We start from the raw sequence: 19,311 nt of genomic DNA, 5'->3' as shown, positions 1-19,311 counted from the left end.
GTCGTCGCGCCGGCCGGTGTGCCCGTCAGCGTTCGGTGGCCGCCTTGGCCTCGGCGCGCAGGTCGCGGCGGAGTTCCTTGGGCAGCGAGAAGGCGATGGACTCCTCGGCGGCGGTGACCGTCTCGACGTCTTCGTAGCCGCGCTCGGCCAGCCAGTCCAGGACGCCGTGCACCAGCACGTCCGGGACGGAGGCGCCGGAGGTGACGCCGACGGTGCCGACGCCCTCCAGCCAGCTCTCGTCGATCTCGTCGGCGTAGTCGACCAGGTGGGCGTCCCTGGCTCCGGCGCCCAGGGCGACCTCGACGAGGCGGACGGAGTTCGAGGAGTTCTTGGAGCCGACGACGATGACGAGGTCGGCGTCGGCGCCCATCTGCTTGACCGCGATCTGGCGGTTCTGGGTGGCGTAGCAGATGTCGTCGCTGGGCGGCGAGAGGAGGTTGGGGTAGCGGCCCTTGAGGGCGTCGACCGTCTCCATCGTCTCGTCGACGGAGAGGGTGGTCTGGGAGAGCCAGACGACCTTGTCCGGGTCGCGGACCTCGACGTTGGCCACGTCATCGGGCCCGTCGACGATGGTGATGTGCTCGGGCGCCTCGCCGCTGGTGCCGACGACCTCTTCGTGGCCTTCGTGGCCGATGAGGAGGATGTCGTAGTCCTCCTTGGCGAACCGGACCGCTTCCTTGTGGACCTTGGTGACCAGCGGGCAGGTCGCGTCGATGGTGGCGAGCTTGCCGCGCGCGGCCTCGTCGTGGACGGCCGGGGCGACGCCGTGCGCGGAGAAGATGACGATGTTGCCCTCGGGTACCTCTTCCGTCTCCTCGACGAAGATGGCGCCCTTCTTCTCCAGGGTCTTCACGACGTACTTGTTGTGCACGATTTCGTGGCGCACGTAGACGGGCGCGCCGTACTGCTCAAGGGCTTTCTCGACGGCGATCACGGCGCGGTCGACACCCGCGCAATAGCCGCGGGGGGCGGCGAGCAGGACACGGCGCTCCGCACGCGGGGCCGGGGCGTTCGAGGTGCTGGCGGGCGACGGTTGGTCACCGTGACGCGGGGCGTCTCCGCTCGGGGCGGTGGCGGGTGACGGGCCGGGCGTAGCAGTCATGCGTCCCATCGTACGGGCGTACCGGGGCTCACAAAGATCGCGGCGGTGGCCCAGACTGAGGGCCGACGCACGGAGGAGGCAGCATGCCGGGCACGATCGGCGAAACCAGCGGCGGCGACGGGAAGGGCACCGGGGAGGGCGCGGCGTCCGTCGGGGGCTCCGGCAGCCGGCCCGCGTTGCGGCGCACGCTGACCTTCCGGGATCTGATCGTCTACGGACTGCTGTTCATCGCCCCGATGGCGCCGGTCGGCATCTTCGGCACGCTCCAGGCCAAGTCGCACGGTGCGATCACCCTCGTCTACCTGGTCGCGACCGTCGCGATGGCCTTCACCGCGTACTCGTACGCCCAGATGGTGCGGGTCGCGCCGCAGGCCGGGTCGGTGTACACGTACGCCAGGGTGGGTCTCGGCGAGGGGGCAGGGTTCATCGCCGGGTGGATGGCGATGCTGGACTATCTGCTGATCCCGGCGGTGGCGTATCTGTTCTCCGGGATCGCGATGCACGCGCTGGTGCCCGGGGTGCACCAGTGGGTGTGGACGGCGATCGCGGTGGTGGTGACGACGCTGCTGAACCTGTGGGGCGTGCGGACCGCGGCCGTCGTCGGGTTCGCGGTGCTGGCCATGGAGATCGCGGTGCTCGGCGTGTTCGTGGTGTCGGCGGTCGTGGAGCTGGCGCTGCACGGCGCGCAGCGGGGCTGGGCCGAGCCGCTGACCGGCGAGGGCGCGTTCTCCATGACGGCGGTGCTGGCCGCGGTGTCGGTCGCCGTGCTGTCGTATCTGGGCTTCGACGCCATCGCGGCGTTCGCGGAGGAGGCACGGGGCACACACGACGGGCAGGCGCGCGGGAAGGGCCGGGGGCTGCGCGGCTCGGACCGGGTGGCGCGGGCGGTGCTCACATGCCTGGTGGTGGCCGGTGTGCTGTTCGCCGTGCAGACGTACCTGGCGGCGCTGCTGGCTCCGATGACGGCGGCCGAGCTGGCGGCGAAGCCGGGTGAGCAGGGGGACGCGTTCTACGCCACGGTCGATGCGGCGGTGGGCGGCTGGCTGCACGACCTGGTGGCGGTGAGCAAGGCGATCGGCGCGGCCTTCGCGGCGCTGGCGGGGCAGGCGGCGGCCGGCCGGCTGCTGTTCGCGATGGCGCGGGACCGGCGGCTGCCGGGGGCGATGTCGAAGGTGGACGCGGGCAGCGGGGTGCCGCGCCGGGCGCTGCTGGGGGCGGCGGCGGTGACGCTGATCGCGGCGGTGTGGGCAGCCCGCAGGGACGACGGGCTCGATCATCTGTCGTCGATCGTCAACGTCGGTGCGCTGACCGCGTTCGGGCTGCTGCACGCTTCGGTGATCGGCTGGTTCCGGATCCGCAAGCGGGCCGAGGTGCCGAGCGTGCTGCGGCACGTGGTGGCGCCGGTGCTCGGTCTGGCGGTGGTGGTCGCGGTGATCGTGGAGGCGTCGGGGACGGCGCAGGTCATCGGGGCCTGCTGGCTGGTGGTGGGCTTCGTGGTGCTGGCGTTGCAGTACCGGGGCAGGCGGCGGGGGGCTCGGCCGGACGCCTGACGCCGTCGGCGGGGGCTGTTGTCAGTGCCCGCCGCTACGCTCCTTCCCATGGCTCTCTCCACGTCCCCGGAAGCGCCGATCCCGGTCGGCCAGGTGTCCCGGCTCATCGGCGGCTGGATCGACCGGCTCGGCGCGGTGTGGGTCGAGGGGCAGATCACCCAGCTCTCCCGGCGGCCCGGCGCGGGGGTGGTCTTTCTGACCCTGCGCGATCCGTCGCACGACATCTCGATCAGCGTGACGTGCTACCGCCAGGTCTTCGACCGGGTGTCCGAGGTGGTGGGCGAGGGCGCCCGGGTGGTGGTGCACGCCAAACCGGAGTGGTACGCGCCGCGCGGCCAGCTCTCGCTGCGGGCCGCCGAGATCAAGCCGGTCGGCGTCGGTGAACTCCTCGCGCGCCTGGAGCAGTTGAAGAAATCCCTGGCGTCCGAAGGGCTCTTCGCCCTCGACCGCAAGCGGACGCTGCCGTTCCTGCCGCAGCTGATCGGCCTGGTCTGCGGCCGGGCGAGCGCCGCCGAGCGCGATGTGCTGGAGAACGCCAGGCACCGCTGGCCCGCCGTCCGCTTCGAGGTGCGCAATGTGCCGGTACAGGGGGTGCACGCGGTCCCGCAGGTGATCGCCGCGGTCCAGGAGCTGGACGCGCTGCCCGAGGTCGACGTGATCATCGTGGCGCGCGGCGGGGGCAGCGTGGAGGACCTGCTGCCGTTCTCCGACGAGCAGCTCGTACGGGCCGTCGGCGCCGCCCGCACCCCCGTCGTCTCGGCGATCGGCCACGAACCGGACACGCCGCTCCTCGACCTCGTCGCCGACCTGCGGGCCTCGACCCCCACCGACGCGGCGAAGAAGGTCGTCCCCGACGTCGGCGAGGAACTGGCCCGCGTCCAGCAGATGCGCGAGCGGGCGCTGCGGGCGGTCGGCGGTTTCCTGGAGCGGGAGGAGCGCGGTCTGGCCGCGGCGCTGAGCCGGCCGTCGATACGGCATCCGCAGCGGATGGTGGAGGAGCGCGCCGAGCAGGTCGAGGCGCTGGCCGGGCGGGCCCGCCGGACGCTGGGGCACCTGCTGGACCGGGCCGATTCGGAGCTGGCGCACACCCGGGCGCGGGTGGTCGCGCTCTCCCCCAAGGCGACGCTGGAGCGCGGTTACGCCGTCCTCCAACGGCCGGACGGTACGGCGGTGCGCTCGCCCGACGAGGTCGGCGCGGACGAGGAGTTGCGGGCCCGGGTGTCCGATGGCGAGTTCCGGGTGCGGGTCACGGACGCGACGGGCGCTGTCACCGACAGCCCCTAGGGTCGCGCCGGGCAGGACTGTGCGGACACACACTTAGGGTGGGAGACATGGCGAAGGCGAAGACGGACGAGGTGGCGGGCCCGGAGAGCGGGGCGGCCGGCGCGGAGGCGGAGCCGGAGTCGGTGGACTCCACGCTCGGCTACGAACAGGCGCGGGACGAGCTGATCGAGGTCGTCCGCAGCCTGGAGGCGGGGGGCACGACGCTGGAGGAGTCGCTCGCCCTCTGGGAGCGCGGTGAGCGGCTGGCGAAGGTCTGCCGCCGCTGGCTGGACGGCGCCCGCGCCCGGCTGGACGCGTCACTCGCCGAGTCGGATGGCGCGGCGGAGGACGAGGCGGACCGCGGGTAGCGGTTCCGGCGGCGGGGTACGGAGCGCGCCCAGCACCGGGCGTCCGGCCATCCAGGCAGCTCAGGCACGTGTGAACGGCATGTGAACCCTCTCACCCTGAGCCCATTTTAGTTGAAGTTTAATCTAATTCAGCTACAGTTGACATCACCACCACAGGATCGGCAGACCCTGAACCCCCATCTGACTCACCGAGGTGCTCCACATGTCTCTCGCCCTTGACGCCGCCGCTCAGGACCTCCTGTTCCGCGAGGCCCAGACCGCCAACACGTTCACGGACGAGCCGGTGACGGACGAGCAGGTCCAGGCCATCTACGACCTGGTGAAGTACGCCCCGACCGCGTTCAACCAGTCGCCGCTGCGGATCACCCTGGTCCGTTCCGAAGACGCCCGCGAGCGCCTGGTCGGCCACGCCATGGGCGCCAACGGCCCGAAGACCCTGGCCGCGCCGCTGACCGTGATCCTCTCCGTGGACCTGGACTTCCACGAGAAGCTGCCGCAGCTCTTCCCGCACGCCCCCGGCATCAAGGACGCCTTCTTCTCGGAGGCCACCGCCCGCGAGGCCGCCGGCACCCAGAACGCCACGCTTCAGGCCGGCTACTTCATCCTCGGCATCCGCGCGGCCGGCCTGGCCGCGGGCCCGATGACCGGCTTCGACTTCGCCGGCGTCGACAAGGAGTTCTTCGGCGACGGCAAGCAGAAGTCCTTCCTGGTCATCAACGTCGGCAAGCCCGGCGCCGACGCCTTCTTCCCGCGCTCGCCGCGCCTGGAGTTCGCCGACGCCGCGACCACCGTCTGAGCCACCGCCGTCCGAGCCGCACCCGGCCCGTACGACGCCCGAGGCCGCCGCACCCCTGAGGGATGCGGCGGCCTCGTCCGTTCGTGTCGGGGCGCCCGTCGCGGGGCGGTCAGCCCTTCTTCGCCACCAGGGCTGCGGCCAGGTCGGCGAGCCGGCCGTAGGGCGCGGTGCCGGTGACGACCGTGGTCACCCCCGGCTCCTCGTGCACCAGCGCGTTGTACTTGTCGCCCTTGTAGCGGTCCCACTTCTTGCTGCCGACGGCCTGCTTGCCCTTGACCTTCGTCGCGCCCAGCGTCACGTCCTTGATGAACTTCTCCGCCGGGGCGTCGCTCTGCTCCACCGCCGCGTAGTCCTGCTCCGGGTCGAGCAGCCCCAGATGCCAGGCGCCGCCCTTGCCGTCCTCGGTCGCCTTGTACGAGACGGAGGTGGCGCGCCAGCCCTTGGACAGCCCCTCGGGCGCGGCGACCGGGTACGGCGCCGCGCGCCTGGCCGTGGTCACCTCGACGCGGTAGTCGACGGTCTTGACCGCGCTCTTCTCCGCCGAGCCGCTGTCGTCGTGCGGGATGAAGATGTAGATCGCCGCGACGAGCACGCCGATCACCGCCAGCGACAGGACCATGTCCCGTACCGTTTGCCTGCCTCGCATACCTGCCACGCCCCTATCGTCCCCCATGCCCCGGACGTTCAGGACATGACCCCCGGGAAGGCCCCGCGGGCCGGGAACCGGCCGGATCCCGCCGCCGGGAGGTTGCTCATGCGAAGGCCCCCCTGCTCAATCTCGCGGCGTACCGATAAAGTCGTGGTCACCCTCAGGATTGCGGCCGTCGCCGTACAGAAAGGTGCGCTCGATGACCGAGCATCAGCTCCCGTCCCCCCTCGAAGTCAGCCCCGAGGCCCCCGATCGCAACCTCGCCCTGGAGTTGGTCCGGGTCACCGAGGCCGGCGCCATGGCGTCGGGCCGCTGGGTGGGACGAGGTGACAAGAACGGCGCGGACGGTGCGGCGGTCAAGGCCATGCGCGCCCTGATTCACACCGTGTCGATGAACGGTGTGGTGGTCATCGGGGAGGGCGAGAAGGACAACGCCCCGATGCTCTACAACGGCGAGCGGGTCGGTGACGGCACCGGACCCGAGTGCGACGTGGCCGTGGACCCGGTGGACGGCACGACGCTGACCGCCAAGGGCATGGCCAACGCGGTCTCCGTGATGGCCGTCGCCGAGCGCGGCTCCATGTTCGACCCGTCCGCGGTCTTCTACATGGACAAGCTCGCGACCGGCCCCGAGGCCGCCGACTTCGTCGACATCAACGCCCCGGTGGCGGTGAACATCAAGCGGATCGCCAAGGCCAAGCGCTCGGCCGTCGAGGACGTCACCGTCGTCATCCTGGACCGGCCGCGCCACGACGGCCTGGTCAAGGAGGTCCGCGAGGCCGGCGCCCGGATCAAGTTCATCCAGGACGGCGATGTGGCCGGCGCGATCATGGCTGCCCGCGAGGGCACCGGCGTCGACCTGCTGCTCGGCATCGGCGGCACCCCGGAAGGCATCATCGCGGCCTGTGCGCTCAAGTGCCTGGGCGGCGCCCTTCAGGCCAAGCTGTGGCCCAAGGACGACACGGAGCGGCAGCGCGCCCTCGACGCGGGCCACGACCTGGACAAGGTCCTGCAGATCGAGGACCTCGTACGGGGCGACAACGTCTTCTTCGTCGCCACCGGCATCACCGACGGCGACCTGCTGCGCGGCGTCCGCTACCGCGCGGAGACCGCCTACACCCAGTCCCTGGTGATGCGCTCCAAGTCGGGCACCATCCGCCAGATCGACTCGCAGCACCGGCTGTCCAAGCTCCGCGCGTACAGCTCGGTGGACTTCGAGCGCCCCAGCTGACCGTCGCCGCTCCGGGCTGACCATCGCCGCTCCGGCACAAAAACGCCGCCCGGCATACGTCTCGCCCCGCCGAAGAGGCTGCCCTCTCCGGCGGGGCGAGCGCCGTGTCGTCGTCCGTGCGCCGAGCGCCGCCGCCCGGCCGTCATCCGCGCGTACGGGCCGCTCCGGGAACGCTCCCGGCTCAGCCGGCCGCCGGTACCGGAGCCGTGCGCTGCAGTTCGGCGTCCCGCCTGCGCCGGCGGGCCAGCACCACGCGCCGCTCGGCCGCCGTCAGCCCGCCCCAGACGCCGTACGGCTCGGGCTGGAGCAGGGCGTGCTCGCGGCATTCGATCATCACGGGACACCGGGCGCAGACCCGCTTCGCGGCCTCTTCCCTGGCCAGCCGCGCGGCGGTCGGCTCCTTGGAGGGCGCGAAGAAGAGCCCGGCTTCGTCCCGACGGCACACCGCCTCCGAATGCCAGGGGCCGGCCTCCTCGCGAGACGGCACCCGCTGGGACGGCACGACAGCGGCGGTCTGCAGGGGCTGATGCGGTAGCAGCACGGTCTACTCCTGACGACGGCTTCGGCGAGCAAATCACCCTTGCCCGTCCCTCTACGCACGGCGTTACGCACCCCGCGGCCGTACGAGAGACGATGCCCCAGCCCTACCCGCTGTACCCACGCTTATGCACACCGTGGCCGTGGGTTGAAAGCCGCTTTCGGCCGTCACGGGCCTGTCGTTCGGGCCCTACCGGAGACGGTCTCGGCGTTCCCGTCGGCCGTTCCGCAACTCCGCCTGCCGCTCGCGCCGGTCCTGCCGCTCGGCGCGCAGCCGGTCGCGCAGGTCGCGGATGAGGGCGCCGCGCTTGGGCTTGGCCTCCACGCTGCCCAGGACGGCATAGCCGTTGACCTGCACCACCGGGGCGTCCGCCGCGAGCGCGTCGTTCGTCTCGACCTCGAAGGCGCCCAGCACGCCGGAGCCGTTGCTGCGCAGCGTGAGGTTCTCCGGGACGAGGATCTCGACGCTGCCGAAGATCGCGGTGACGTTGATCAGGATCTGCTGCTGCGGGAACAGGGCCTCGGTCAGGTCGATCTCCACGCTGCCGAAGATCGCGGTGGCGTTGATACGGGCCGGGACCTGCCAGCGCCCCTTGCGCTTCGACTCGCTGAAGACCGCGACCAGATTCTGGTCAGGCGGCGGCGTGCCGGCGTACGCCCCGGAGCCGGACGGCGGCGGGGACGGCTGCCCGACAGCGGGCAGATCCCGCACCACAGGCTCCAGTTCGCCCATCGTCTTGGCGCGGTAGACGGCGTCGATCCGCTCGGAGTGCTCCTCGGGATCGAGCCGCCCCTCGGCCAGTGCCTCGCGCAGGATCTCGGCGATCCGGTCACGGTCGGCGTCGGACGCGCGGATCTCCGCGCCGGCGACGGGCTTGACCATGTCCACCGGCCGCGGGTCCTGGTGCACCGGCTGCCGGTCCGGAGGGCCGGGCGGGGTCGCGGGGTCCGACCCCGGGTTGTCTGCAGCATCCACGGCCCCAGCCTACCCAAACGCGATACATCGCGACCAGGGATTGACGGTTCGGATCTCGGCGGACCTCCCGGGAGACGGCGGCGCACCCGGGGCACGGATCAACTGAGCCTTACCTCACCACAGCACCGCCCCGCCCGGGTTCTACGCTGTTGTGGTGCTGCCACAGATGCCAGCCATCATCCCTGTCGAGTGAGGAATGCCCGTCATGCCGGAATTCGCCTATACCGACCTGCTCCCCGTGGGCGAGGACAACACCCCGTACCGTCTGGTCACTTCGGAGGGTGTGAGCACCTTCGAGGCCGACGGCCGTACGTTCCTCAAGGTCGAGCCGGAGGCCCTGCGCAAGCTGGCCGCCGAGGCGATGCACGACATCGCGCACTACCTGCGCCCGACGCACCTCGCGCAGCTCCGCAAGATCCTGGACGACCGGGAGGCCAGCGCCAACGACCGCTTCGTGGCGCTCGACCTGCTCAAGAACGCCAACATCGCGGCGGCAGGCGTGCTCCCGATGTGCCAGGACACCGGCACCGCCATCGTGATGGGCAAGCGCGGCCAGCAGGTCCTCACCGAGGGCGGCGACGAGGAAGCGCTCTCCCGCGGCATCTTCGACGCGTACACGCAGCTCAACCTGCGGTACTCGCAGATGGCCCCGCTGACGATGTGGGACGAGAAGAACACCGGCTCCAACCTTCCGGCGCAGATCGAGCTGTACGCGACCGACGGCGGCGCTTACAAGTTCCTGTTCATGGCCAAGGGCGGCGGCAGCGCCAACAAGTCCTTCCTCTTCCAGGAGACGAAGGCGGTCCTCAACGAGGGCTCGATGATGAAGTTCCTGGAGCAGAAGATCCGCTCGCTCGGTACGGCCGCCTGCCCGCCGTACCACCTGGCGATCGTCGTCGGCGGCACCAGCGCCGAGTACGCCATGAAGACCGCCAAGTACGCCTCCGCGCACTACCTGGACGAGCTGCCCGCCGAGGGTTCCCCCACCGGCCACGGCTTCCGGGACAAGGAGCTGGAGGAGAAGGTCTTCGAGCTGACCCAGAAGATCGGCATCGGCGCGCAGTTCGGCGGCAAGTACTTCTGCCACGACGTCCGCGTCGTCCGCCTCCCCCGCCACGGCGCGTCCTGCCCGGTCGCCATCGCCGTCTCCTGCTCGGCCGACCGCCAGGCCGTCGCGAAGATCACCGCGGACGGCGTCTTCCTGGAGCAGCTGGAGACCGACCCGGCGCGCTTCCTCCCGGAGACCACCGACGACGAGCTGACCGAGGGCGCGGGCCCCGACCTCGACGCCGTGGCCGTCGACCTCAACCGGCCGATGGACGAGGTGCTCGCCGAGCTGACCCGGCACCCGGTCAAGACCCGTCTCTCCCTCACCGGCACCCTCGTCGTGGCCCGCGACATCGCACACGCGAAGATCAAGGAACGCCTCGACGCGGGCGAGGAGATGCCGGAGTACCTCAAGAACCACCCGGTGTACTACGCCGGTCCCGCCAAGACCCCCGAGGGCTTCGCCTCCGGCTCCTTCGGGCCGACGACCGCGGGCCGGATGGACGCGTACGTCGAGCAGTTCCAGGCGGCCGGCGGCTCCAAGGTCATGCTCGCCAAGGGCAACCGCTCCCAGCAGGTCACCGACGCCTGTGCCGCTCACGGCGGCTTCTACCTCGGCTCCATCGGCGGCCCGGCGGCCCGCCTCGCCCAGGACTGCATCAAGAAGGTCGAGGTCCTGGAGTACGAGGAACTCGGCATGGAAGCGGTCTGGCGCATCGAGGTCGAGGACTTCCCGGCCTTCATCGTCGTCGACGACAAGGGCAACGACTTCTTCCAGGACCCCGCCCCGGCCCCGACGTTCACCAGCATTCCGGTGCGCCAGGGGGCGTAGGCCCTGCCGGGATTCCCTTCCCGACCACCCGAGAAATACCGTCACGGCACACGGCCCTCACCCCTATCACGGGGTGGGGGCCGTGTCCCTTTTTCCGCTCTTCTCCTCGGCTGCCGATTCCGGCAAATCCCCGCCGCTGCATGCCCGATGCGCCGGCCGCGCGAGTAAATGCCGTGTGGCCACGGCAGGTTCGCGGGCCGAAAGCGTGACATGTTAGCCTCGGACGACTCGATGATCACCATGCCGCTAGGAGTACGCGTGCCCGGTTCGGGGGAATTCACGGTCGATGTCGAGGAGTTGGGGAGCCTGAGCACCCGGCTCGACCGGTGCACGGAATCCATGAAGCACGCCGGCAGTGATCTGCGCAGCGCTTCGGTCGGCGATCTCGGGAACGGCCGGATCGACAAGGCGGGGGCCCAGTTCAAGAGTTCCTGGGAATACGGCATCTCCCAGATCGCCGAGATCACCGACGCCATTCGGCAGGGCCTCCAGGTCACGGCCCGCGCGTACAACGACACGGACAGCGCCATTTCGCAGGCGTTCGCCAAGGGCAACCAGGGTGGCGGATCCTCGGGAAAAGACGCCCAGGCGAGCCCCTTCGGGTAACGCGACCTCTCTCGGCACGGAGGCCGGATTTCCTGGAATTCCGGCCTGCTGGGACAGCGGAAATTCTTCGGTTCACAGGCAATCAGGGGTAGGCCAGGAATGTCGCTCGGCGAGCAGCTGTGGGGGTACGGCGGCGGAGATCCGTACGAGGACAACGGGCATTTCTCGGGGCTGCAGTTCAACCCCGCGCCCGGGGTTCCGCAGGCGGTCAACGACCTCGTCGGGGATCTGAGCCGCGCGCACAAGAACCTCACCAGCGCGTCGGACACGATGCGCGGCATCAACGACGGTTCCTGCTGGACCGGCGAGGCGGCGGAAGGCTTCCGCGCCAAGACCGGAACCCTGCCGAAGCTGCTGGACACCGCCGGGAAGAGCTTCGAGAAGGCGCACGGCGCGCTGAACTCCTGGCACTCCGACCTGGGCACGCTGCAGGCGAAGGCGAGTTCGTACGAGAGCGAGGCCAAGGCCGCCCGTAAGCGGGCCGAGAGGGCCGAGAGCGACCCCGATCTGGATATTTTCCGCGACGGTGGCATCGGAATGACCGATGACCAGCTGGAAGTGGCGAAGACGCGCTACTCGAACGCCGTCGCCGAGATGAACGCGGCGCGGTCGCAGCTCGCCGGGATCATCAAGCGTGCGGAGACGCTGCGTTCGCAGCACGAGGAATTGGCCGCGGCGGCAGCGTCCGCGCTTTTGGACGCCGGGGAACAGGCCCCCGACAAGCCGGGCATGTTCGACAGTCTGCTCAACGGCCTGAAGGATCTGGCGAAGGGCATCGCCGATCTCTCCCGGGATATCGGGCAGTGGGTCAAGGAGCATGCGAATGCGATTGCGGCGATCGGGGACGTACTGGCGGCCGTCAGCACCGTGACGGGGCTGATCGGCTTCTGCTTTCCGTCGTCCGAGATGTTCTTGGGCCCCATTTCCGGCGTCACGTCAATGGTGGCACTCGGCCTGCACGGGTTTGCGCGGGTGGCCGGCGGCGAGGATGTCGTCAGCGACAGGACGCTGACCGAGGACGGTCTTGGCGCGGTCTCCTTCGGACTGGGAAAGGTGGCGGGCCGCGTGGAGAAAATCAGCGAGGCTGCCATCGTGGGAGGAAAGATCACTGATGTCGGCAAGGCATCGGGACTGGGCAGCAGCGGTATGACCCTCTGGGACTGGGCGAAGGACCAGACGGGGCTCGGTTATTTCCTTCCTGACGACAAGAAGGAATCCGCCATTCTCGGTGGATCCATGCTTTTCGGCGGTCCTGCGGGGCCGGTGGTCGGTCTGGGAATGGCCTTCGAGCACGCGTGGAAAAAGGGCAGCGAGAAGGACGCGGCTGCGGCCGATTCCTCGGCGAACTGAAGGAGTTGAGATGGAATCCCTGCTGTGGCTTCTCCTCCCTGTCGTCGCTCTGGCGGGTGTCATCGGCCTGATCTTCGTCGGGTACTCCGACGTCATCGGAACGAAAGCACAGCGCAGGCGGCGCCACGAGGAAATGGTCCGCTCCTTCGACGGGCGCCCGGAGGTCAAGGTCCGGGTGAGCGGCACGGGCCTGTCCCCGGTGCAGACGGCGTGGCTGGCCCGGCAGTACGGGTACGGCGTGCAGCGGTGGGAGACCGACCGGCACAAGCCCCGGTATCTGGTGGTGCGACGGATCGATCAAAGCCCCCCGCCCGCCGGTCCCGGCTTCGGGCCCCCGCCGCCGCCCTTCTCCGGCCCGGTTCCCAGCCCTGCGGACCACTCGGCGGATCAACTGCGCGCAGAACTCCGCAGAGCCCCCGACCCCGTAGCGCGGCGCAATCAGTTCATGGCGCTCCTGGTCCTGGGAGCCGGCGCGGCGGTGGGCGCGGTCAGCAACTACCGTTCGGGCGGCCCCTACGTCCTGCCCGCCGTCGCCGCGGTCGTCCTCCTGGCGGGCGCGACAGTCCTCCGGTGGTACTCCCGACGAGCCGCCCGGCACCCGCACACCTCTCCCCCGTCGGACCGGCGAAAGCAGTGAATGCAGTGAGTTCCGTACACGTCACCTTCGAGATTCCGTCCGCCTTCCGCGGGACCACACCCGGGCTGGACGCCGAGGAGGCACGGGCCGAGGTCACTGCGCGTGCGCAAGCGCAGGGCAGGGAACTGCCGGACGGGGTGATCGAGGAACTCACCGCGGAATACCGGAAGGTTTCCGCCCTGCTCGCGGAGAGCGGCGTCCGTTACTCCGCCACCTGCTTCGGCCAATTCAACGACGAGTGGTCCATGGGGACCTTGACCATCGGGATGACCCCGCTCGCCTACCGCGACACCGAGATCGCCGTAGTCGGCATGACCAAGATCTTCGCCGCCAAGCACGGCCCGAACGCCGAGGTCAGCTCCCTGCCGCTGCCCTGCGGCCTGGCGACCCTCGTCATCCAGCAGCCGACGGCCCTGCGCATGCCGGCCGAGTTCACCGCTTCCGGTGAGGACGTCCCCATCGACGTCGCCCAGTTGCAGGCGTTCATCCCCGTGCCGCAGAGCGCCGTTCCCGGGGCGCAGACGCTGGTCACGGTGACGTTCAGCACGCCGAGCACCGACCACTGGGCGGACTACTGCGAGCTGCTGGTTCCGTTTCTGCAGAGCCTGCGCTTCCTGCCGGACGGGGACGCCACGCAGGACGGTGGCGCGCACGCGCCCGCCGAGGTCCCGGCGCCGCTTGCGGCCACGGGTGGCCCGGCGCTCCCGTCCTTCGGCTGATCCGCCCCGTACACAGAACGGTGCCCCTCCCGCGCGACGCAGGTGGGGCACCGTTCATGTTCCCGCGGGAACCGGCTCAGGACTGCGGCCGGCTGCCGTGGTTGGCACCGTTCTTGCGGCGTGCCTTCTTCTTACGGCGTCGCTTCGACGACATGCCATCTCCCTTCACCGAGGTGCTTTTGGACGAGTTTCCACCCTTACATACCGGTGGCAGGATCGACGACCCCGGGTCGGTGTGCTGAAGGCACCTGACTCGCTCGGGCCGCCTGCCCCGTGTGTCCGGTCCGTATGCACCGGACGCATGCCGTCTTCCGCCCGCCCGGCCGCCTGCCTACGCTCGGGTGGTCCGGGAGGCCCGCGGAGCGCAGGGAGAAACCGTGCCACAGGAGCGACGCGAGGGACCTGAGCGGCGGGAGGGCGGACGGCCACGGGGCGGCGGGCCGGAGCCGGCCCCGGGGTTGCGGCGCGATGCCATCGGGCTGCGGGACGTGCTGTTCCAGAGCGTGACGTCGATGGCGCCCGCAGCGGCCGTCGCCGTGTCCATTCCGGCCGGTGCCGCCTTCGCGGGCGGCGCGCTGCCGCTGTCCGTGCTGATCGCCCTGGTGGCGTGCCTGTTCACGGCCTCGTCCGTGGCCGAGCTGGCCCGGCACCTGCCGTCCGCGGGGTCGGTGGCCACCTACAGCACCCAGGGCCTGCACCCCGTCGTCGGGTTCCTGGTGGCCTGGGCGTATCTGCTCGTCGAGGCGCTGGTGCCGGCGCTGCTCCTGCTCCAGCTGGGCTTCACGGTCGCCGGCACCCTGCATCAGGAGTGGCCCGGGTATCCGGCGGGCCTCTGGTGGCCGTGGGCGGTCGGCGGCGCGGTGCTGATCGCCGTGACGGGCTTCTACGGAATACGGGCCTCCGCCCGCCTCGGCACCGTGCTCGGCGTCTTCGAGGTGCTGGTCTTCGTGGTCCTCGCCGTCCTGCTGATCGTGAGCGCGGGCGGTCACAACACCCTCTCGGTGTTCGGCACTTCGCACACCCCGGCGGCCCACGAGGGCATCGGCGGCGTCATCGCGGGGTCGGTCTACACGGTGCTGGCCTTCGCCGGGTTCGAGGCGGCGGCGCCGCTCGCCGAGGAGGCCCGCGATCCGCGCCGTACGCTGCGCCGCGCGGTGCTCGGTGCGGCGCTGTCGATCGGGCTGCTGTTCGTCCTGACGACGTACGCCATCACCGTCCACTACGGGCCGGACGCGTTCGCCGGGTTCGGCGCGTCCGGTGCCGCCTCCTGGGACGGTGTGGCGCGTGCTTCCTTCGGCATCTTCTGGGTCCTGATCTTCCTTGCGGTGGTCAACTCCACCGTCGCCAACGCCAACGCGGCCACCAACGCCTCCACCCGCACCGCCTTCGCGCTGGGCCGGGCCGGGGTCTTCCCGCGCGCCTTCACCCGCGTGCACCCCGTGCACAGGTCGCCGGTGGTGGGACTGCTCGTCCAGTTCGCCGTGGCGCTGGGCGCGGCCATCGGCCTCGGCCTCGCGTTCGGCCCGAACACCGCGTTCCTGCTGCTCGCCACCCTGGTGGTGACCGCGATCATCTCCGTCTACCTGCTCACCAACCTCGCCTGCGCCGGCTACTTCCTGCGCCGCCGCCGCGCCGAGTTCCGCCCCGTCCGGCATCTCCTCTTCCCGGTCCTCGGCATCGCGGCCTTCACCCCCGCGCTGCTCACCGCCGCCGGGATCCCGGCCTTCTCCTTCGTCACGGAACTCACCGCGCCCGTCTCGTACGCGGGCCCGGCCGCCGCGGTGTGGATGCTGGCCGGGCTCGCCGTCGTCGCCTTCCTGCGGCGCCGGCACCCGGACCGGCTCGCGGCGACCGGCCTCATCCACCTCGACGCGCCGCCCGGCGCCGGACCCGCCGCGGCCCCCGCCACCGCTCCTTCGCCCCGTCCCGTCACCCCACTCGACCAGGAGTCGCCATGACCGACCCGGCATCCGATCCGCGCATCCTCACCGTCAGGCCCGGTGACCACGACTACGTCTGGACGTTCGGCGGCGCCGCCCCGGTGGCGCGCATCGCCCCCGGCACGGTCCTCGACGTCTTCACCGAGGACTGTTTCAGCGGCCGGGTGCGGTCGGAGCGTGACCTGGTCTCGCAGGTCTGCGAGTACCCGTTCGTCAATCCGCAGACGGGCCCCTTCCACATCGACGGCGCGGAGCCCGGCGACACCCTGGCGGTGCACTTCGTCTCCATCGAGCCCCGCAGGGACTGGGCCGCGTCGTCGACCGTGCCGCTCTTCGGGGCGCTGACCGCCACCCACACCACCGCCGCGCTGCACCCTCCGCTCCCGGAGGCGGTGTGGATCTGGCAGCTGGACCGCGCCCGGCGGCTGTGCCACTTCAGCGCCAGGGACAGCGACGTGGCGCTGACGCTGCCGATGGATCCGATGCACGGCACGGTCGGGGTGGCGCCGGCCAACCTGGAGGTGCGCTCGGCGCTCGTCCCGGATGCGCACGGCGGCAACATGGACACACCGGAGATGCGCGCGGGTGTCACCTGCTACCTGGGCGTGAACGTCGAAGGGGCGCTGTTCAGCCTGGGTGACGGGCACGCCCGCCAGGGTGAGGGCGAGACCTGCGGCGTCGCCGTGGAGACCGCCATGCACAGCGTCGTGATCGTGGAGCTGCTGAAGGGCGTCGCCACACCGTGGCCGCGTCTTGAGTCGGACACCCACCTCATCTCGACGGGCTCCGCGCGCCCCCTGGAGGACGCGTTCCGCATCTCCCAGCTGGACCTGGTCCAGTGGCTGGCCCGCGACTTCGGGCTGAGCGAACTGGACGCCTACCAAGTCGTCACACAGGCGGTCGAATCGCCGCTCGCCAACGTCTGTGACAGCAACTACACCTGCGTCGCCAAGATCCGTAAGGAGTGGCTGCCACCCGCCGACGTGCACGGCGGCCTGCACGGCGAACTCCGGAGGCGGGCGGCGGCGCTCGGCTGACCCGCCGACGGCTGCCGCGCCGCGGGAACGCGGGGACGCACGGCCTATCGTATGGGCCATGTCCGCCCCTGAGTTGATCCGCATCGTCTCCCGTGACTCGCCGATGGCGCTCGCCCAGGTGGAGCGCGTACGCGCCGAACTGGCCGCGCTCCACCCGCACCTGCGCACCGAAGTGGTCCCGGTCAAAACCACCGGTGACAAGTGGATGGGCGACCTCTCCCTGGTGGAGGGCAAGGGGGCGTTCACCAAGGAGGTGGACGCCGCGCTGCTGGCCGGTGAGGCGGACCTCGCGGTGCACTGCGTCAAGGACATCCCGGCCGACCGGCCGCTGCCGGCGGGGACGACGTTCGCCGCGTTCCTCCGCCGTGACGACGTCCGTGACGCGCTCATCCACCCCGGTGGCCGCACCCTCGACCAGCTCCCCGCCGGCACCCGTATCGGCACCTCGTCGGTGCGCCGCAGGGCCCAACTCGCCGCCTCGCACCCGCACCTGGAGTGCGTGCCGATGCGCGGCAACGCCAACCGCCGGATGGAGAAGCTGGCCGCGGGCGACGCCGACGCGCTGCTCCTCGCCGTCTCCGGTCTGGAGCGCATCGGCCGCGAGGACGTCATCACGGAGGTGCTGTCCACCGAGGTGATGTGCCCGCCGATCGGCGCCGGGATCCTGGCACTCCAGTGCCGCGAGGGCGACACCGACCTCATCGGCACCATCAGCACCCTCGGTGACCCCGCCGCCCACCGCGAGGCCACCGCCGAGCGGATGTTCCTGCACGTCCTCCAGGGGCACTGCAACTCCCCCATCGCCGGGTACGCCCGCTCCGAGCGCGGCGGCGAACTCTCCCTGCGGGCCTGCGTCTTCACCCCCGACGGCAAGACCGTGCTCAACGCCCACGAATGGGCGGGCCGCCTCGACCCGGCGACCCTGGGCACGTCGGTGGCGGTCGCCCTGCTCCGCCAGGGTGCCCGCGAGCTGATCGACGGCATCGGGCACTGACCGGCCGCGGGCACCGGAGCTTCCGGTCGGCCGGGGCACGGTCCGGCCGCGGCGACGGGCCGTGCGCCCCCTATGCGCCCCGGCCCGTTCCCCGGATCGGGTTATTACCCGCGGTATTTACCCGTTGGCCGTTCGTATCGGGAACACGCTTCGGCTGCGAGACGCTGAGCAAGCAGGAGGTGGCCGACATGGGCGAGCGTCAGGACGGCACGAGGAACGGCGAACAGGGGAGCGACGGCGCGGAGTACCGCACCGAGCACGACTCCATGGGTGAGGTGCGGGTGCCCGCGCACGCGAAGTGGCGGGCGCAGACCCAGCGGGCGGTGGAGAACTTCCCGATCTCCGGGCAGCGGATCGAGCGGGCGCACATCGAGGCGCTGGCGCGGATCAAGGCGGCGGCTGCCAAGGTCAACGCCGAGCTGGGGGTGCTCGACAAGGAAGTGGCCGAGGGCATCCAGGAGGCGGCGGGAGAGGTCGCCGACGGCCGGTGGGACGCGCACTTCCCCATCGACGTCTTCCAGACCGGGTCCGGCACCTCGTCGAACATGAACACCAACGAGGTCATCGCGACGCTGGCGAGCGAGCGGCTGGGGCGGGACGTCCACCCGAACGATCACGTCAACGCCAGCCAGTCGTCGAACGACGTGTTCCCCTCGTCGATCCACATCGCGGCGACGGCGGCGGTCACCCGGGATCTGATCCCGGCGCTGGAGCACCTCGCGGCCTCTCTGGAGCGCAAGTCCGCCGAGTTCGCCGAGGTGGTGAAGTCGGGGCGGACGCACCTGATGGACGCCACACCCGTGACCCTCGGGCAGGAGTTCGGCGGGTACGCCGCGCAGGTGAGGTATGGCGTCGAGCGGCTGCGCGCCTCACTGCCGCGGCTGGCCGAACTCCCGTTGGGCGGCACGGCGGTGGGGACGGGCATCAACACCCCGCCCGGGTTCTCTGCCGCGGTGATCGCCGAGGTGGCGCGGACGACGCGGCTGCCGCTCACGGAAGCGCGCAACCACTTCGAGGCCCAGGGCGCCCGCGACGGCATCGTGGAGACCAGCGGGCAGCTGCGGACGATCGGCGTCGGGCTGACGAAGATCGCCAACGACCTGCGGTGGATGGCTTCGGGGCCGCGCACCGGCCTCGCGGAGATCGCGCTGCCGGATCTCCAGCCGGGCTCCTCGATCATGCCGGGCAAGGTCAACCCGGTGATCCCGGAAGCCGTGTTGATGGTCGCCGCGCAGCTCACCGGCAATGACGCGACGGTCGCCGCGGCCGGGGCGGCCGGCAACTTCGAGCTGAACGTCATGCTGCCGGTGATCGCCAGGAACGTCCTGGAGTCGGTCCGGCTGCTGGCCAACGTGGCGCGGCTGCTGGCCGACCGCACGATCGACGGCATCACCGCCAACGCCGAACGGGCCCGGGAATACGCCGAGTCGTCGCCTTCGGTGGTCACCCCGCTCAACAAGTACCTCGGCTACGAGGAGGCGGCGAAGGTGGCGAAGCGGGCGCTGGCGGAGCGGAAGACCATCCGCCAGGTGGTCATCGAGGGTGGTTTTGTCGAGCGCGGGCTGCTGACCGAAGAGCAGCTTGACCAGGCATTGGATGTGCTGCGGATGACGCGTCCCTGACGGCCGGTGCGGTCCGCGTCACGGCGGCCGTAACCCGGCGCCCCTAAGATCTGCG

General features: G+C 70.9%; 19 protein-coding genes. 14 read left to right on the top strand and 5 right to left on the bottom strand.

What is annotated here, in order from left to right; translation table 11 throughout:
* Positions 1-25: 25 nt before the first annotated feature.
* Positions 26-1,102 (bottom strand): 4-hydroxy-3-methylbut-2-enyl diphosphate reductase, encoded by a 1,077-nt coding sequence (locus tag ACIBK8_RS00570; protein WP_393682858.1) that lies wholly within the window; start codon positions 1,100-1,102, stop codon positions 26-28.
* Between the two features lie 83 nt (positions 1,103-1,185).
* Here ACIBK8_RS00570 and ACIBK8_RS00565 point away from each other — a divergent pair, with 83 nt between their 5' ends.
* The 4 genes from ACIBK8_RS00565 to ACIBK8_RS00550 all read left to right on the top strand — a co-directional run bounded on the left by ACIBK8_RS00565 (position 1,186) and on the right by ACIBK8_RS00550 (position 5,079).
* Positions 1,186-2,652 carry an APC family permease gene (locus ACIBK8_RS00565; protein ID WP_399039307.1) on the top strand — a complete coding sequence of 489 codons (1,467 nt, stop codon included), beginning with the start codon at positions 1,186-1,188 and terminating at the stop codon, positions 2,650-2,652.
* Between the two features lie 48 nt (positions 2,653-2,700).
* A complete protein-coding gene (gene xseA, locus ACIBK8_RS00560; RefSeq protein WP_399039306.1) occupies positions 2,701-3,936 on the top strand; it encodes an exodeoxyribonuclease VII large subunit in 1,236 nt (411 codons plus the stop codon).
* 47 nt (positions 3,937-3,983) lie between these two features.
* Positions 3,984-4,283 carry an exodeoxyribonuclease VII small subunit gene (locus tag ACIBK8_RS00555; protein ID WP_399039305.1) on the top strand — a complete coding sequence of 100 codons (300 nt, stop codon included), beginning with the start codon at positions 3,984-3,986 and terminating at the stop codon, positions 4,281-4,283.
* A gap of 202 nt (positions 4,284-4,485) precedes the next feature.
* On the top strand, positions 4,486-5,079 hold the full coding sequence (locus ACIBK8_RS00550) for a malonic semialdehyde reductase (RefSeq protein ID WP_393682864.1): 594 nt from the start codon (positions 4,486-4,488) through the stop codon (positions 5,077-5,079).
* Between the two features lie 109 nt (positions 5,080-5,188).
* Here ACIBK8_RS00550 and ACIBK8_RS00545 read toward each other — a convergent pair whose 3' ends face one another.
* A complete protein-coding gene (locus tag ACIBK8_RS00545; protein ID WP_393683051.1) occupies positions 5,189-5,725 on the bottom strand; it encodes a DUF4245 domain-containing protein in 537 nt (178 codons plus the stop codon).
* Between the two features lie 202 nt (positions 5,726-5,927).
* Here ACIBK8_RS00545 and glpX point away from each other — a divergent pair, with 202 nt between their 5' ends.
* Entirely contained in the window at positions 5,928-6,959 is a 1,032-nt protein-coding gene (gene glpX, locus ACIBK8_RS00540; RefSeq protein ID WP_393682866.1) for a class II fructose-bisphosphatase, read from the top strand.
* A 181-nt stretch (positions 6,960-7,140) separates the two neighbouring features.
* Here glpX and ACIBK8_RS00535 read toward each other — a convergent pair whose 3' ends face one another.
* Both ACIBK8_RS00535 and ACIBK8_RS00530 read right to left on the bottom strand, forming a co-directional pair.
* Complete coding sequence (locus tag ACIBK8_RS00535; RefSeq protein WP_393682868.1) at positions 7,141-7,500, bottom strand: WhiB family transcriptional regulator; 360 nt, start codon at positions 7,498-7,500, stop codon at positions 7,141-7,143.
* Between the two features lie 186 nt (positions 7,501-7,686).
* On the bottom strand, positions 7,687-8,472 hold the full coding sequence (locus ACIBK8_RS00530; RefSeq protein ID WP_399039304.1) for a DUF1707 domain-containing protein: 786 nt from the start codon (positions 8,470-8,472) through the stop codon (positions 7,687-7,689).
* Positions 8,473-8,677: 205 nt separating this feature from the next.
* Between ACIBK8_RS00530 and ACIBK8_RS00525 the strand changes: the two genes are divergently transcribed.
* The 5 genes from ACIBK8_RS00525 to ACIBK8_RS00505 all read left to right on the top strand — a co-directional run bounded on the left by ACIBK8_RS00525 (position 8,678) and on the right by ACIBK8_RS00505 (position 13,663).
* On the top strand, positions 8,678-10,351 hold the full coding sequence (locus tag ACIBK8_RS00525) for a fumarate hydratase (RefSeq protein ID WP_399039303.1): 1,674 nt from the start codon (positions 8,678-8,680) through the stop codon (positions 10,349-10,351).
* A gap of 258 nt (positions 10,352-10,609) precedes the next feature.
* Positions 10,610-10,957, top strand: coding sequence for a WXG100 family type VII secretion target (locus ACIBK8_RS00520; protein ID WP_399039302.1), 348 nt, complete (start codon positions 10,610-10,612; stop codon positions 10,955-10,957).
* Positions 10,958-11,056: 99 nt separating this feature from the next.
* A complete protein-coding gene (locus ACIBK8_RS00515) occupies positions 11,057-12,307 on the top strand; it encodes a putative T7SS-secreted protein (RefSeq protein ID WP_399039301.1) in 1,251 nt (416 codons plus the stop codon).
* 10 nt (positions 12,308-12,317) lie between these two features.
* The gene (locus tag ACIBK8_RS00510) at positions 12,318-12,944 is read left to right on the top strand and encodes a hypothetical protein (RefSeq protein WP_399039300.1); all 627 of its coding nucleotides are present in this window, start codon (positions 12,318-12,320) and stop codon (positions 12,942-12,944) included.
* Positions 12,945-12,949: 5 nt separating this feature from the next.
* Positions 12,950-13,663 carry a hypothetical protein gene (locus ACIBK8_RS00505; RefSeq protein ID WP_399039299.1) on the top strand — a complete coding sequence of 238 codons (714 nt, stop codon included), beginning with the start codon at positions 12,950-12,952 and terminating at the stop codon, positions 13,661-13,663.
* A 76-nt stretch (positions 13,664-13,739) separates the two neighbouring features.
* Here the strand turns inward: ACIBK8_RS00505 and ACIBK8_RS00500 are convergent, their stop codons facing one another.
* Positions 13,740-13,817 (bottom strand): 50S ribosomal protein bL37, encoded by a 78-nt coding sequence (locus ACIBK8_RS00500; protein ID WP_370443954.1) that lies wholly within the window; start codon positions 13,815-13,817, stop codon positions 13,740-13,742.
* A 223-nt stretch (positions 13,818-14,040) separates the two neighbouring features.
* On the opposite strand from ACIBK8_RS00500, the gene ACIBK8_RS00495 reads away from it, so the two are divergent.
* The 4 genes from ACIBK8_RS00495 (at position 14,041) to ACIBK8_RS00480 (ending at position 19,256) form a co-directional block, all read left to right on the top strand.
* Entirely contained in the window at positions 14,041-15,621 is a 1,581-nt protein-coding gene (locus ACIBK8_RS00495; protein ID WP_399039298.1) for an APC family permease, read from the top strand.
* On the top strand, positions 15,618-16,640 hold the full coding sequence (locus tag ACIBK8_RS00490) for an acetamidase/formamidase family protein (RefSeq protein WP_399039297.1): 1,023 nt from the start codon (positions 15,618-15,620) through the stop codon (positions 16,638-16,640). The genes ACIBK8_RS00495 and ACIBK8_RS00490 overlap by 4 nt, the downstream gene beginning before the upstream one ends.
* Before the next feature lie 58 nt (positions 16,641-16,698).
* Entirely contained in the window at positions 16,699-17,634 is a 936-nt protein-coding gene (gene hemC / locus ACIBK8_RS00485; RefSeq protein ID WP_399039295.1) for a hydroxymethylbilane synthase, read from the top strand.
* Between the two features lie 188 nt (positions 17,635-17,822).
* Positions 17,823-19,256: a class II fumarate hydratase gene (locus tag ACIBK8_RS00480; protein WP_399039294.1), complete on the top strand. Its 1,434-nt coding sequence runs from the start codon at positions 17,823-17,825 to the stop codon at positions 19,254-19,256.
* Positions 19,257-19,311 lie beyond the last annotated feature (55 nt).

This window comes from Streptomyces sp. NPDC050161, assembly GCF_044460025.1.
Taxonomy (GTDB): domain Bacteria; phylum Actinomycetota; class Actinomycetes; order Streptomycetales; family Streptomycetaceae; genus Streptomyces.
This window is presented reverse-complemented; position numbering and strand designations above follow the sequence as displayed.

Excerpts from the sequence above, each read along its gene's own strand:
- ACIBK8_RS00570 (WP_393682858.1), bottom strand. The coding sequence starts at position 1,102 with ATGACTGCTACGCCCGGCCCGTCACCCGCCACCGCCCCGAGCGGAGAC.
- ACIBK8_RS00565 (WP_399039307.1), top strand. The coding sequence starts at position 1,186 with ATGCCGGGCACGATCGGCGAAACCAGCGGCGGCGACGGGAAGGGCACC.
- xseA (WP_399039306.1), top strand. The coding sequence starts at position 2,701 with ATGGCTCTCTCCACGTCCCCGGAAGCGCCGATCCCGGTCGGCCAGGTG.
- ACIBK8_RS00555 (WP_399039305.1), top strand. The coding sequence starts at position 3,984 with ATGGCGAAGGCGAAGACGGACGAGGTGGCGGGCCCGGAGAGCGGGGCG.
- ACIBK8_RS00550 (WP_393682864.1), top strand. The coding sequence starts at position 4,486 with ATGTCTCTCGCCCTTGACGCCGCCGCTCAGGACCTCCTGTTCCGCGAG.
- ACIBK8_RS00545 (WP_393683051.1), bottom strand. The coding sequence starts at position 5,725 with ATGCGAGGCAGGCAAACGGTACGGGACATGGTCCTGTCGCTGGCGGTG.
- glpX (WP_393682866.1), top strand. The coding sequence starts at position 5,928 with ATGACCGAGCATCAGCTCCCGTCCCCCCTCGAAGTCAGCCCCGAGGCC.
- ACIBK8_RS00525 (WP_399039303.1), top strand. The coding sequence starts at position 8,678 with ATGCCGGAATTCGCCTATACCGACCTGCTCCCCGTGGGCGAGGACAAC.
- ACIBK8_RS00515 (WP_399039301.1), top strand. The coding sequence starts at position 11,057 with ATGTCGCTCGGCGAGCAGCTGTGGGGGTACGGCGGCGGAGATCCGTAC.
- ACIBK8_RS00510 (WP_399039300.1), top strand. The coding sequence starts at position 12,318 with ATGGAATCCCTGCTGTGGCTTCTCCTCCCTGTCGTCGCTCTGGCGGGT.
- ACIBK8_RS00500 (WP_370443954.1), bottom strand. The coding sequence starts at position 13,817 with ATGTCGTCGAAGCGACGCCGTAAGAAGAAGGCACGCCGCAAGAACGGT.
- ACIBK8_RS00490 (WP_399039297.1), top strand. The coding sequence starts at position 15,618 with ATGACCGACCCGGCATCCGATCCGCGCATCCTCACCGTCAGGCCCGGT.
- hemC (WP_399039295.1), top strand. The coding sequence starts at position 16,699 with ATGTCCGCCCCTGAGTTGATCCGCATCGTCTCCCGTGACTCGCCGATG.
- ACIBK8_RS00480 (WP_399039294.1), top strand. The coding sequence starts at position 17,823 with ATGGGCGAGCGTCAGGACGGCACGAGGAACGGCGAACAGGGGAGCGAC.